Source organism: Methanosarcina sp., assembly GCF_049706645.1.
Lineage (GTDB): Archaea > Halobacteriota > Methanosarcinia > Methanosarcinales > Methanosarcinaceae > Methanosarcina.
The window spans coordinates 1-13,834 of the sequence record NZ_JBNAKP010000036.1 but is presented as its reverse complement, the minus strand read 5'-3'; the positions used below and the strand labels follow the sequence as shown (position 1 = coordinate 13,834).

Genomic DNA, 13,834 nt, shown 5'->3' with positions numbered 1-13,834 from the left:
TTCCTTTCTGCTTACCTGAGTTTTTCCTTTCGTTTTCAGGCATGTTCCCTGTCGTGGACCCAGAATTCCTCTTTTTCCGTGAATTCCTTCTTCCAGATCGGGGCTTCGGCTTTTATGCGTTCTATGGCCTCGCTGAGGGCAGGGAAAAGTTCGGTCCTGTGGGCGGCTGCGATAACGATGTATACTATGTCTTCTCCGGCTTTGATGATGCCTGTTTTATGGTGGATCAGGACTTCAAGGATGCCTTCTTTTTGTTTGAGCTCTTCCCGGATGCGGTCAAGGGCTTTTGAGGCTTCGGGTTCGTATTTTTCAAATTCGAGCCTGGAGGTTTTCTCGTCACCGGCCAGCTCACGGACGATTCCGGTGAAGGTGCCGATTGCGCCTGCTTTTCGGATGGCAGGGATTTTCCTGGCTTTTTTGATAAGGGCTTCCAGGGTGTAGCGGTCAGGCTGGGCAAGGGTCATTCCTACAAGGGAGGCTATAAGTTCCTCGTGCATATCGACATCGGGAGGCATTCTTAAAACAACGTTGGAAACGCCCTGGAGGTCGCCAATCACGATTTTCGGAAGATTGCTTTCCTTAAAGCCTTCCACCACGGCAAAATCAAGCCCCTGGTCACAGAGCAGGTCAAGCGCGTGCTCAAGGTCAGAGTCCCTGGAGAATGTGACAAGCTCGGTGCCGGTTGCTTCTGAGCCCGTTAATCCAATTACCATATCAGCTCCCGCATCGAAGTGCCTGCCCGTATCGGTATCTGCGGGATTGAGGCGTTGCTCCCCCATGTGTTTTACAGTGCCTACGGTCCCGAATCCGGAAAGATTCCGGACGAGCGCTGAAACAAGGGAGGTCTTGCCCGATTTTTTATACCCGACAACTGAAATGACTTTCATCAAAGAGCGTTATACACTTTCCGGTATAAGTAAGGGCCGGCACTTTTTATTTCTTATTTAATTTTACAGGGCGTTTTGTGAAGATTCAAATATTGAAACTTTGATATTATCTATAGAGAGTCGACATTGATAGAATCCATGGAGAGTTTGAGAAATTTAAACATGAGAAAAAGAGGGGTTAAATTGGAAATAAATAAAGTCAGGATTCATGATATACCTGAAGAAGAACGCCCAAGGGAGAGGCTTATTCGAAACGGGCCGGAATCGCTTTCAAACGCGGAACTGCTTGGAGTTATCCTGAGGACAGGGTCACGGGAAGAAAATGTTGTCAGCCTGTCCAGCCGGATATTCACAGAATATAGCATCAAACAACTCAGTCTTGCAAATATTTCAAAGCTTATGCAGGTTCATGGAGTAGGGAAGGCAAAGGCTGCCCAGATAGCTGCAGTTTTCGAGCTTGCTCGCCGGCTTGAGACTTTTGCGGAAGAGCCCAAAAGGAAAATCTGCTCCCCAAGGGACGTGTATGCCCTGATGTACCCTAAAATGCGTGAACAGAAAAAAGAAAAATTTATAACACTTTGCCTTGATACAAAAAACCAGATCCTGAAAGAAGAAGTCGTATCCGTAGGCAGCCTGAATGCGAGCATTGTTCACCCGCGCGAGGTTTTCAAGTCCGCCCTTCTGGAGTCCTCAGCATCGGTAATCATGGTCCATAACCACCCTTCGGGGGACCCGAGCCCTAGCCGGGAGGACATAATGGTCACCGAGAAAATGGTAGAAGGAGGAAAACTCCTTGGAATTGACGTGCTTGACCATATTATTATCGGGGACGGCAGGTATGTGAGCCTTAAAGACGAGGGCTTTGTAAAATAAAAGAAAGACTAAAGCGCCAGAACTCGAGAGATAGCTTTCAGATCGAAAGCTCTTAAAGAGCCACAAGGGCCATAAGAGCCATAAAAGCCAGATCTGCCCGGTAAATTCATAATATATGCTTTATGGGTTAGTTTATTCTATCAGAAGTGTTTATCGAAAGTAGCTTTATTTAATCAGAAATCAGGCTGAATATCACTTCCAGAGATTATAGTCAAATATATAACTGATAGTTTGTATTCAGCCTATTTGCACAATAATAATCCGCTTATATAACTTACAATATTACGATATTTATATATATTTACAAGAAATGGGCTTTTCGATTAAACAAATTTTTCCCTCCCAGTTCCTATTCCCTTTAAAAAGGAGGTTTTTTGAATTACAAAACATATAAATGCCTGTGCACTGGACAACAGAAATATTGAGGAAATAACCCTGGATGACCCGTATACTGTACCTTATAAGGGCATTTACGCTATCTGTGACGCGGCAAATGAGTATGCGGAGATCATTGAGCACTCCAACTGTTATAGTGGGGCCGCCTGGTCCCTTTACCATTATGCAAAAGCGCCCCTTGTCCTGAAAGCCCGTTCAACCGGAAATATGATCCGCTATTTCATGAAAACCGGGACTTCAAACCTCGAACTCAAAGCTTCCGTCGCAGCCGCGGGCATTGAATCCGTAATCGTGCAGGGGGACGAGGTAGAAATCACCTATGCAGGACTGGGAGGCGGAGGCGTGGGCGCAACCCGCTGCAGGGCATTTGCAGATGGGGTGCTTCGATACAACATCTCCGAGTCCGGGGGCGAGAAATGCGCAAAGGGGACGATTGTAGTTCCGCGCAGGGACCGTGTCCTAATAGGCATAGATGATACCGACTCAAAAGAAATAGGAGCCACCTGGACCCTGACTCACAATATTGCAAAGGAACTGGACTGCCAGGAAGCCGTTTATCTTTCCCATGCTCTTGTCCAGCTTTTCCCGGTTCCGGAAAAGACCCAGAACTGCATGTCTACAGTACTTGAATTCGGCTGTGTGGATGAGAAAGCAAAATCAAGGCTGACAAATGCTTTCAAAAAAGCGCTTGAAAAATACAGTGCCTCAGCCCAAACCGGAATGGTTGTCCTTTCGGATTTCTATGCAAAAGGGCTATACGAGTATAGCAACCGCGGTCGGACTGAAAGGATCCTTAAAGCCGAGGCTTTGCAGTGCGCCAGAGAAAACGGCGTGGAAGTCCTGCTTGACGGTAACGGGGTAATAGGTGCACTTGCTTCTCTTCCCTGGTTCGGAAGGCCTGAAGAATCTATAATTCCTGGCACTCAGATCAAGCCCCTTGAGATGGAAAAGATTAAAAGTGGCATTTAAGAAAACAGGGATCAATAAAGCAGGAATCTCGAATTAGAAACCTCAAATCGAAATTTAAGTAATCGGAACCTTAAATTATCGAATCTCAGGTTATACCGGGCTTGATTTGTAAGGATTTTAAATTATATGGAATCTTAAGTTATACGGAACTTTAAGTTATCCGGATTTTGAGTCATAAGGAATTTTAAGTGAGTCATAAAGAACTTTAAATTATACTGAACTTTGAATACGGCATCCTTTGAATTCCAGCAGCGGGGGGTCAGTTTGAAAGAAGAAAAAGAAACACCAGAGTGCACCGGGTTTGAAGCCCTTTACCTTGCAGCCCTTGACAGTGATATCAGCCTCATAACAGGCGTTCCCGGGTATCCTGTTACCTCCCTTATGGAGCTTTTTTTGAGAAAATCCGGGGAAAAAGAGCTTTTAGAAGCTTCAGAAGCAGAGGCCCCGCCCTCTGGGGCAGCAGTTTCTGGAATAGTGCGGGATTATAGCGCCAGGTGGCTAACAAACGAAAAAATTGCCCTCGAAATCGCTCTCGGGGCGTCGGTTTCCGGCAGAAGGGCACTTGTGCTTGTAAAGCACGTCGGGATGAACCTGCTTTCGGACCCTCTTATAACCTCGGTTACACACACCATCGGGGCTGGCCTTGTCATAATTGCAGGAGACGACCCCGGCGCAAAAGGCTCTCAGAATGAACAGGACTCCCGATGGTACGGCCGAATAGCAGAGATAGCTGTATTTGATCCGGCTAGCCCCGATACTGCATACAGGGCTTTGAGACGGGCTTACGAGCTTTCGGAAGAAACCAGAACGCCTGTTATACTGCGGATCACCGCAGACCTGGAAAAAAGCAAAGGGAAAATAAGGCGCCTTCCGGAAGCTTCAGCTCCCCATCCTGAATTCGATCGCGCAATCTGGAAGAGCCGGATGGTGGAAAAACACCGGCTCTTTCACTCCGAAACCTACCCCCTGCTGGAAGAGGAAGCTGAAAATACGGACCTGAATGAGGTAAAGGAAAAGACGACCGAAAAAACAGGATACGGATCAGATTCGGGGCATGGAAAAATAGGTATTATTTCCTCAGGTTTCATGTCCTCGGTAGTTGAAGAAATACTGGAAAAAAAGAAAGAGTTTCTTGTTGAGATTTCTTATCCCGAAATCTCCCACCTGTCCCTCAACCTTGTGAACCCGCTTCCTCTCGGCAAAATAAAGGCTTTTCTGAAAAGTAACCAGAGGGTACTCGTTGCCGAAGAGTCCGAGCCTTTTATAGAAGAGCAGATCCGGATTGCGGGTAATGTTTATGGGAAAAAAACAGGGCACCTTCCGTACGGGCAGGTCAGGCCCCAGGATCTTGAATTTGCCCTTGAGCATATCGGAGAAGAAATTCTAAAACCTGCAGGTGCTGCCTTCGTCAAGGCCGGAAGCAGGGCTTTAATCTGTAGCGATTGCCCTTATCTTCCCCTTTACCGTTTGCTCAGCACGCTTGAGGTGAGGGTTGCAGGGGATATGGGCTGTTCCGTCCGGAGCGCGCCCGAGCCCCTTGCGGCAGTAGATGTTAGCTTTGCTCTCGGCTCGGCAATCTCGGTTGCATGTGGTTTTGAGAAAAAAGGCATAGCCGTAATAGGAGATTTCGCCCTGGCACATTCGGGCATTCTAGGGCTACTGAGTGCCGCGACTACAGGTTGCAATGTGCTTGTGCTCGTGCTCCAGAATGAGGTTGCAGCCATGACCGGAGGGCAGGCTGCCCCAGAGCTCAGGAAAGTGGTTGAGGCAATAACCCCTGATGTTTCAGTTTTCGATATCGACACTGATGAAGAAAAAGTGCCGGATGAAACTGAGAAAGTAACAGATAGAACTGAAACAGCGGCAGATATAACTGGCAGTGAGAGAGAAACACGGTCTGAAATAGAAAAGCAGATCCTGAATCCCAAACTCTCGGAGCTGATCCGGGCAAAACTTGCGCTACCCGGGCTTTCCGTAGTATTTATAAAAGCGAAGTGCAGGAAATATTGATCCCGGCACCTCCCCTTTAATTTTATTCTTTATTTTTTAAATTCAGCAGCTTTTATTTCTTTTTAAGCCGATTGTTATTTTTTTAATTCTCGACCGGAGATTTTAATTCGATCCTGTCCCGATTAATTTTCGCGTTGCCTCAAGATATGAAATTAAAACCTTTCGTTTTACGATTGAGAAATTTATCATTCCAGGTATGCGAAATTAAAAATTTCTGATTTTAAAACTTTCAGGATTTATAAAATAAACATTCTGTGAAAAAATAAATAACGAAGAAAGATCAATTAAAAGTATGGAAAACCGGTTGGTGCTTTTTAGCACCTTAGCTGATGTTTGAGAGTTAACTACTCAAAAGGGAAATATGGGGGAAAAAATTGGAGAGAAAATTTCAGATATTACTGACAATCGGAGCTTTACTGCTGGTAATGGGCACGCTCCTGAATCTTACCAAAGACCCGCTTTTATGGGGAACAGGGACTGTAACTGCATTATTCATGATTCTGCTTTTTAGGATAGATCCTCTGAGTCCGAACGACTAACTGGGAAAAAGAGAAAAAAGGGAAGAAGAAAACGGCCCCTCTTTTCTTCCTCTCAATATAAAAAATCCAGCTGCTCGGATCTTAATTCTTATTATCGGATCGCTTCAAGCCTGTCTTAATTTTTATTTTCATAATGCTGGGAACGAATTAATTAACCGGCTCCGAATAAGTTAAAATATTTTGCTGAGATAACTATCAAAGGAAATTGATTTTTTAGATGTTTTAACCCTTTATGCAGGTCTTCAGTCACAAAACAGGAATAGTCTGAATCAATCGTAGAAAATCCTAATCAGTAGCAGAAAGCCTGTATCTGTAAAGGAAAGATCCGAATCAATAAGACTGAGAAGATAAAAACCTCACCTTCCGGGCAGGCAAGCTCCGGTTTAACATAGAATCTAAAGCGAGGGGAATGAAATAATGAAGCATCGAACAAAGCTAGTTGTGACTCATTTAATTCTTCTAACTATTTTAGCCTCTTTCCTTACAGTAGGATGCCTGGAGCAGAGTTCCGGGTTAAGCGGAGAAAATCGGACAGAAACGAAAGGAGAAATTAATTCCAGCGTATCCTCTCCAGTGAACCGCCTGGAAACCGAAGAAGTAAAGCTTTCCGGCACTGAGGCAGGAAACTCCGCCGTTGCAGGAAATTACAGGCTTGAAGCTCTCGATATTGAGTTAAAAGCGCCTTCTTACGAATTACCCCTGCAAAGGGAAGATATTTCGAATTATGGAAACTTTTCCGGCAGAATTCCTCTGAATGAGTCAACCCTCAAAATATTGGAAAGTAATGGTTTCGTGGTAATCGAAAATCCTTACAATCCCGAAGAAGAGGACATAACTTCAATGTATGCGACCCTTAAAGAACATGAAATCCCTGTTTTCATTACCACGGATTCCCTGCTGCATCTCTACCACATTCAGTTTGATGAAACCCTTCGCCAGATCGAAGAGAAGGAATTTTACGATACTCTCTGGGAGACCGATCTTGCCCTGCTGAATGCTTCTGTCGAGAAATATAATACCGCCGCAGGAGAAGAACAGGAAGCTGCAAGAAGAAACGCAGCCTACTTTGCTGTCGCCCTGAGCCTCCTTCAGCCTAAACCCGCACAGGTACAGGGAGCAGAAGATCCTTACGGTTTTATTGACGAGTCCCTTTTCCCTGCAGGTTCGGAAAAGCAATATCCGTTTGAAGTTCCCGGATTCGTTAAAAAAGACGTTGAAGCCGAACTTGCCCTGATCGAAGCTCACGAGGGTTTTAGACTTTCTCCGATTTTCCTTTATGAGGAAGATTATTCTCAGTATGTGCCAAGAGGCCACTATACTCGCTCTGAGAAACTGCAAAACTATTTCAGGGCGTTTATGTGGCACGGCAGGATGAGCATGCTCCTGAAAGGTGAACTGATTAAATCCGAAGATCCTGCAAAAGATGCCCGCATCCAGACTATCCAGGCAAGCCTGATTTCTTCCCAGTTCCAGAGCGAACCTGAACTTCTTGAGCACTGGGACCGGATCTATGGGGTTACGGCTTTTTATGTGGGTTTTTCCGATGACCTTGGGCCCTATGAGTATATGGAAGCTTTGAACTCGGTGTTTGGCAGCGAAGAAAGGGAATTTAACGAAACAGCAGTTGAGGAACTGAAAGTTAAGCTTGCAGAGTATCCGGGGCCCCAAATTTATGGAGGTACCGGAAATTGTGTTCTTGAGCCGCCCTTTACCCCCGAGCAGGCAGACCAGTGCCTCGAAAATACCACAGGCTTCCGCTTTATGGGACAGCGCTTTATTCCTGATTCCTATGTATTTTCAAACCTGGTCGGAGCTTATACGGGTGAATATATGGGAGAATTAGAGGGAGAATATACTGAAAATAAAACCACGTTTACTCTGGTGATTTCAGGAGCCGGAAGGCCGATTCGCGGATTCCCGCGCGGGCTTGATGCGATGGCCCTCCTTGGGTCGGAAAGGGCAGTTTACTGGCTCGACGAACTGAACGATTCCAGTTATGAGAACTACAGTGCCCAGTATGGAAAAATAAAATCGGAATTCTCGAACCTCAGCGCAGCCGAATGGAACAGGAACCTCTACTGGTCCTGGCTTTACTCCCTCCAGCCCCTCCTGAAAGATGAATGGGCAGGGTATCCGACCTTTATGCAGACCGCTGCCTGGCAGGATAAGGCATTGGGTACTTCACTGGCTTCCTGGACCGAGCTCAGGCACGATACTATCCTCTACGCCAAACAAAGTTACACCATGCAAGAAACCTCATGTATGCTTCCTGAAGAAAAACCAGTGGTCGGTTATGTGGAACCTGTCCCTGACTTCTACGCCCGCCTGCTTGCCTTAACAAGAATGACAAACCAGGGCCTGGACGAGATGGGCGTGCTTGACCCGGTTTCAAAGACAAGGCTTGCAAACCTTGAAGACGTCCTGTCGAGGCTTCAGGCTATCTCTGAAAAGGAACTCGAAAACCAGGAGCTGACAGCCGAAGATTATGAGTTTATCAGGACTTTTGGGGACCAGCTTGAAGGCACCATAGAGGATGTTGACGAGAAAGCCAGGAAAACCACAGTCGTGGCTGATGTCCATACCGATGGAAATACGGAAGCCGTGCTTGAAGAAGGAGTCGGGTATGTTGACATGCTGGTGGTCGCGTATAAGCTTCCGGACGGCAGGATCCTTATGGGAGCCGGGCCGGTTATGAGCTATTACGAGTTCAAGCAGCCCATGTCCGACCGCCTGACCGATGAAAAATGGAGAGAAATACTTGAGGTGAACCCGCCGGAGAGGCCCGAGTGGGCTTCCACCTATATTTTTTAATTTTTACTGAATGGAAATGGTATAAGGAGAGTGAGAAAGAAATAGAAAAGAATGCAAAAAATAAAAAGCGACAGGAAATAATTAAAAAATAAGTAAAAAAGTAAGGGTTTTCAAATAGGTAAGGAGTTTTTAAACAGGCAAAGAGTTTTCAAACAGGTAAAGAGTTTTCAAACAGAAAATTTCTCCTCTCCTTTTTCTGTTATCTTCTGTTCCTGCCTGACCTGGGTAATCAGCCTTTCAAGCTGCTCCCGTGAGATGCTTTTATGCTTTTCTTCGGTGCAGACCTTGACTTTTTCGATCAGGGCGCAGAGTTCCTCCCGTTCAAGGCAGAGGCCTATGCTGTTAATAATGCCTTTAAGGGCTTTTTTACCTGTGTGCTTCCCGACAACGAGGTTGCGCTTTCCGCCAACCATTTCCGGGAGGAAGAGTTCATAGGTGCGCGGCTCTTCCAGGATTGCGGCAACGTGGATTCCGGATTCGTGGGTAAAGGCATTCTGTCCGACAACGGCTTTGTTTACAGAGGGTGTGATGCCCGAATATTCCGAGACCATCCTGGAAAGGGAAGTCAGCTTTGTAGTATCATAACGGTCTATGCCGTACTGCACCCTCAGGGCTACCATTACTTCTTCAAGGGAAGCGTTTCCTGCTCGCTCTCCGATCGCATTAACGGTTGTATGGAGCTGCTTTGCCCCGGCTTCGGCAGCAGCAAGGGTATTTGCGGTAGCCATACCAAGGTCATCGTGGCAGTGAATGCATATTGCAGTGTTCACTGATTTGTAAATCTCACTCACAAGGTACTGAGTCGTGGTCGGGTTCAGGATACCAATCGTATCCGCAAGACTTACATACTGTACCTTATATTCGGTTTCAACTTCCTTAAAAGCCTGCTTGAGACGGTCAATTGGTGTCCGGCTTGAATCTTCAGCTGCAAAACGTATTTTCAGTCCGTGGTCAGTTGCGTACTCAATGGTTTCCTTGGCGCAGTGAAGCATTTCCTCAAAACTTCTGTGATATTTATATTTGAGGTGCAGATCGGACATAGCAATGAAAATGCTCACAATATCAACATCACATTCAAGGGCGGCATCCACATCCCCCTTTACCGCTCGTGAAAGGCAGCAGATTCTTGATTTAAAACCCTGATTTGCAATTTCCTTTACAATTTCCTTTTCGTTTTCCGAAACCACAGGAAACCCGGCTTCTATAACCTCAATACCCATGGAATCAAGCTCACTGGCAATTGCCAGCTTCTGTTCTTTTGTAAATGCAACGCCTGGAGTCTGTTCCCCATCACGGAGAGTCACGTCACAAATTTCGATATCCAGGGGACGATATTGTATAAGATCCATAAGATTATTTCTGGAATACTGCTCGCTCTCTAACATGGTTAGCTTCCTTTAGTTTCTTATTACCGTGAGATTTTTGATTATTTTTAATGATATATAGGTAATACAGCCAGAGACCAGCTCAAGGCTTGAATAAGGAGGTACCAGGGTTCAAAAGCCCCTAAAAATCAGAAAATCTTGTATCTCGTCAAAATTAAGCATAGCTTTACCTGCACATGTATAAATGTTTTCCTTGGAGGAAAAGAATTTCCGGCAACGGCGTCTTGAAAATTAAATAGAAGATAAACTTAAATTCGATAACCTGATCTCTACCAAGAGACTTCATATTGAAGCCTGATTAAATGATTTGAAGTTATTCAGATAATAGAAAAATATTGAAATTAATGGAAAAACTGAACTTTAAGTAAAGGCATTTTTCAGGTGATAAATAAAGGCTTCTTTCAGATAATGCATAAGGCTTCTTTCAGATGATTCATAGGCTTTTCTCAGATGATTCATAGGCTTTTCTCAGGTAAGTTTCCTCTGGACCCTTTCATAAAAGCAGGTGTCCGAAATCTTAACAAAACGGGCAGGAAATTTGGATTTTTTAAGTTTGACGATATCATCAGGCCTGATCCTGTAGGATTTCTGTCCGTCAATTGCAATGACAGCCTCTTTTTTCGGAGCCGACAATCTTACTGTGAGCTCGCTGTCTGACGGAATAACCCAGGGCCTTGAGGAGAGTTTAAAAGGAGCGACAGGGACAACTACTATTGCATTTACCCTGGGGCTTATAATGGGGCCGCCTGCACTCATCGCATAGGCGGTAGAGCCTGTAGGGGTTGCAAAAACCACACCATCCGCACGCATCGAGTCAAGAAGGCAATCCCCCACATAAACTTCAAACTGGATGATCTTAGCGGGCTTTGCAGACATTATTGCAATCTCGTTCGTCGCGGTCTCAAGCATTTCCCCGTTAAGGAAAACGTCCACTCGCATTCTTTCGATGTACGAAAAACCGTAAAGTACTTCTTCTATGGTTTCAAGAGCGTCTTCGGGCTCGACATCTACAAGAAAGCCGAGCGTACCCATATTAATTCCGAGTATAGGAAGAGGGTCTTTCATCTTGGCGATATTCCGGAGGACAGTGCCGTCGCCTCCTACACTGATAATGAGTTCCACTCCCCCTTCCCTCATTTTCTCAACCGGAACCCCTTCTATTCCGAGCACATCAGCCGTGGGAGTGGCAACAAAAATTTTAACCTTCGAGCTGAAACGGGCAAGGATTTCCCGGACCATTTCAATTACTTCAGGTCTATCGCAGCGTGAAGAGATTCCTATTTTCTTTATCGCCAACTTATCCTCCCGAAAGCAATTTTAAAAGCTTTTCGTGCACAAGTCCGTTGGATGCGACCATTTCCACTCTGGCTGTAACATTATCGGGAAGTCTTAAAGAGTTTCCGTAACCGTCCGTAACAAGCCCGCCGGCCTCCGCCAGAATCAGTTTCCCTGCTGCCACATCCGTCACGCGCAAAGCCCTTCGAACATCTACAAGAGCGTCAAGCCTGCCTGAAGCTACATAGCACAGCTCAAGCGCTACACTCCCGAGTAACCTGACTCTCCGGACACTGCTATAGATCTTACGGGTCCTTGCCACGTTTTGCCGGTAGCCGTACACGCTGACACACAGCTCTTTCAGATTCGAGTTAAGGGAAGTCCGGATCTTTTTCCCGTTAAGGTAAGCTCCCTTTCCGGCGTCTGCATAATATTCCTCGCATGACGCAAGGTTACTCACATACCCGAACCTCACATCTGAGAGGTCGTAAGAAGAAACTGCCAGTGAGAGGCTGTAAAAAGGAATTCCTACGGAAGAATTATAGGTGCCATCAAGCGGGTCCAGAACGATAGAAAATTCCGGAGAGTCTCCCAGAATAAGCTCGCCAAGTTCCTCGCTGATAATTCTCATGGACCTGCCGTCGTTTCTAAGAACTTCGACAATAGCGTTCTCTGCTGCAAGATCTATTCTGGAAGTCGGGGTTCCGTCAGCTCCCATACAAACAAAGCTACCTGCAGCATCCGTACCCCTGAGGTCTGCAATAGAGTCGGACGTAGCTTTAAAAGCTTCCCGACATAGTTTCAAAAAGCCTGAATCTGCTGAATTCATATCCGGGTCAGTTCTTTGGGTCAGTTCTTTTAAATTAAGCCAGATTCTGTTATCCAGACATGGAGTTATCAGGATTCAATTTCTGGTCTTTTGTATTTCAGAATTTCTGATATAAATATTCAGACTTCAAAAGCCGGACTCCGGAAATTTAAAATTAAACCCGGAGTCCTGAAAGCTTCAGTCTTCTCCAGAGCTTTACAGCCCAATGGCTTTATTTGTCTTTTCAATTGACTTTGCACCGTCGCTCTCCAGTTCCATCATGGCCCTTATAGCATCCACGTTTTCCGGAACTACAATAGATTCCTGATGGACAGCCTGGAAGAAGTAAAGTTCCTTTTCGTGTACGGTTATGGATTCAGGCCAGATACAATTCTCCCACATATCGTTTCTGGGGCGCCCTATATCCCGTGCAAATTCCATGATTTCCGCTGTTGATGATATGCCCTGCCCTACGAAAAGAATTCTCGGCTGAGAACCAAGGATATTCTTAACGTCTTCTGCAGTACAATCGGTATTGACTTCCATATTTACGGTGTGTACGTGCATAAGAGTTGTCGGAATCTTCAGGGCTGCACTTGTAATATTGATATGTGGAAGCACACTTCTTACATCAGGCCCATGATGGGACGGAAGTTTGGTAGGATCGGGTACTATTGCGTTAATTGGCCCTTTCTTTACATCGTTAGGGTCTGCCGCCCTCCTTGCAAGAACTGCCCTGACCTTTTTTACCCCTAATTCCTTATCTATCGGGTAGATAGCCCTGCAAAGCGCTGTAGTATTGCATGAGACAACCCTTACCAGGTCACGACCCACAGCCTGCTCGTAATTGCAAGCTGCATTAAACGAGAAACCTGCAAGCGGATGACTCTCGCCGCCCTGCCAGATTGCCTTTACTCCGGCCTTTTCATACATAGGCTTATTTTCTTCCCCGACTCCCCCAGGTGTGCAGTCCACAACAAGATCAGCCTTTTCGACCATCTCTTCAATTGTTCCGGCGGCAGACATTCCTGCTTTCTCAAAAGCTCCGAGATTTGCGGCCGGTGCATATATGTCATACCCCAGCTGGTGGGCCACTGCAGCTTCATAGTTCGGCTTTGTTTTGGAAACTCCGATAATTTCCATATCGTCCTGAGCCCGTACGGCATCTGCAACTCTCTTTCCGATGGTTCCATAACCGTTTACTGCGATTTTTGCTTTAACCATTTATATCCTATCCTGTTCAATCCTCTTCTACCCAAATCGAGATATAGCCTAAATCACTGAAAATTTAAATTATTTCCGGATATCGTAATTCCGGACAGCGGATTATATAGGTCCATAGTGTAGGCATAAATTTAAAGTGTATTCACAGATTATAACTTTTTCTGTAACTTTAGCGGGTGTGTTGCAAACTGCCCGACGCGTAATCCAAGATACTGTTTTGATACTGTTTTAGCAGAATTTCTTCGAATTTATTGACCTGAGCCTGAACCTGGTATCTTAGATCACATTGAGGTTATAGATAAGAACAGATAAATGCTTTTCCCGGGTAGATCTTATTAATTAAAGAAACTAAAAGAGAGATTCAGAACTTCGAGAGCTTACAGACCCTTTTTCGGCGGGTTATGCCCGAAAATTGAGCAGTAAAGTGACTTTTAACCGCAAAAAAGTTGATTAAGAATCACAGTAGAAGCTTATGGCAGAAAAGTGATACTTCGTAGAGACTTCATAAGCTCTCTGCCATACTTATCCTTATTAGGATTTACGCAGTTGCCTGCTTTGCAGGCAACTTTTATTTCCGTAAATTTTATCCTAAGTCATAGATTGGATTTCTTATAAATTGACTGACAGCATTTCTTGTAATACTCAATTTTGTTTCAA

Annotated in this window: 10 protein-coding genes; 5 read left to right on the top strand and 5 right to left on the bottom strand. The window is 45.3% G+C overall.

The window, feature by feature from the left end:
- Window positions 1-35: 35 nt before the first annotated feature.
- Window positions 36-887 (bottom strand): molybdopterin synthase, encoded by an 852-nt coding sequence (locus ACPK8D_RS12640; protein WP_424718216.1) that lies wholly within the window; start codon window positions 885-887, stop codon window positions 36-38.
- 183 nt (window positions 888-1,070) lie between these two features.
- Between ACPK8D_RS12640 and radC the strand changes: the two genes are divergently transcribed.
- The 5 genes from radC (at window position 1,071) to ACPK8D_RS12615 (ending at window position 8,485) form a co-directional block, all read left to right on the top strand.
- The gene (radC, locus tag ACPK8D_RS12635; RefSeq protein ID WP_424718215.1) at window positions 1,071-1,760 is read left to right on the top strand and encodes a RadC family protein; all 690 of its coding nucleotides are present in this window, start codon (window positions 1,071-1,073) and stop codon (window positions 1,758-1,760) included.
- Window positions 1,761-2,165: 405 nt separating this feature from the next.
- The gene (gene mmp11 / locus ACPK8D_RS12630) at window positions 2,166-3,125 is read left to right on the top strand and encodes a methanogenesis marker protein 11 (protein ID WP_424718241.1); all 960 of its coding nucleotides are present in this window, start codon (window positions 2,166-2,168) and stop codon (window positions 3,123-3,125) included.
- 264 nt (window positions 3,126-3,389) lie between these two features.
- Window positions 3,390-5,135 carry a thiamine pyrophosphate-dependent enzyme gene (locus tag ACPK8D_RS12625; protein ID WP_424718214.1) on the top strand — a complete coding sequence of 582 codons (1,746 nt, stop codon included), beginning with the start codon at window positions 3,390-3,392 and terminating at the stop codon, window positions 5,133-5,135.
- A gap of 374 nt (window positions 5,136-5,509) precedes the next feature.
- Window positions 5,510-5,674, top strand: coding sequence for a hypothetical protein (locus ACPK8D_RS12620; protein WP_424718213.1), 165 nt, complete (start codon window positions 5,510-5,512; stop codon window positions 5,672-5,674).
- Between the two features lie 417 nt (window positions 5,675-6,091).
- A complete protein-coding gene (locus ACPK8D_RS12615; protein WP_424718212.1) occupies window positions 6,092-8,485 on the top strand; it encodes a DUF3160 domain-containing protein in 2,394 nt (797 codons plus the stop codon).
- A gap of 167 nt (window positions 8,486-8,652) precedes the next feature.
- Here the strand turns inward: ACPK8D_RS12615 and ACPK8D_RS12610 are convergent, their stop codons facing one another.
- The 4 genes from ACPK8D_RS12610 to ACPK8D_RS12595 form a co-directional block, all read right to left on the bottom strand.
- Window positions 8,653-9,870, bottom strand: coding sequence for a homocitrate synthase family protein (locus ACPK8D_RS12610; RefSeq protein ID WP_424718211.1), 1,218 nt, complete (start codon window positions 9,868-9,870; stop codon window positions 8,653-8,655).
- A gap of 468 nt (window positions 9,871-10,338) precedes the next feature.
- On the bottom strand, window positions 10,339-11,166 hold the full coding sequence (locus ACPK8D_RS12605; RefSeq protein WP_424718210.1) for an NAD(+)/NADH kinase: 828 nt from the start codon (window positions 11,164-11,166) through the stop codon (window positions 10,339-10,341).
- A 1-nt stretch (window position 11,167) separates the two neighbouring features.
- On the bottom strand, window positions 11,168-11,974 hold the full coding sequence (locus tag ACPK8D_RS12600; RefSeq protein WP_424718209.1) for a bifunctional fructose-bisphosphatase/inositol-phosphate phosphatase: 807 nt from the start codon (window positions 11,972-11,974) through the stop codon (window positions 11,168-11,170).
- Window positions 11,975-12,169: 195 nt separating this feature from the next.
- On the bottom strand, window positions 12,170-13,177 hold the full coding sequence (locus tag ACPK8D_RS12595) for a type II glyceraldehyde-3-phosphate dehydrogenase (protein ID WP_424718208.1): 1,008 nt from the start codon (window positions 13,175-13,177) through the stop codon (window positions 12,170-12,172).
- Window positions 13,178-13,834: the final 657 nt, after the last annotated feature.

Excerpts from the sequence above, each read along its gene's own strand:
- ACPK8D_RS12640 (WP_424718216.1), bottom strand. The coding sequence starts at position 887 with ATGAAAGTCATTTCAGTTGTCGGGTATAAAAAATCGGGCAAGACCTCC.
- ACPK8D_RS12615 (WP_424718212.1), top strand. The coding sequence starts at position 6,092 with ATGAAGCATCGAACAAAGCTAGTTGTGACTCATTTAATTCTTCTAACT.
- ACPK8D_RS12610 (WP_424718211.1), bottom strand. The coding sequence starts at position 9,870 with ATGTTAGAGAGCGAGCAGTATTCCAGAAATAATCTTATGGATCTTATA.
- ACPK8D_RS12600 (WP_424718209.1), bottom strand. The coding sequence starts at position 11,974 with ATGAATTCAGCAGATTCAGGCTTTTTGAAACTATGTCGGGAAGCTTTT.
- ACPK8D_RS12595 (WP_424718208.1), bottom strand. The coding sequence starts at position 13,177 with ATGGTTAAAGCAAAAATCGCAGTAAACGGTTATGGAACCATCGGAAAG.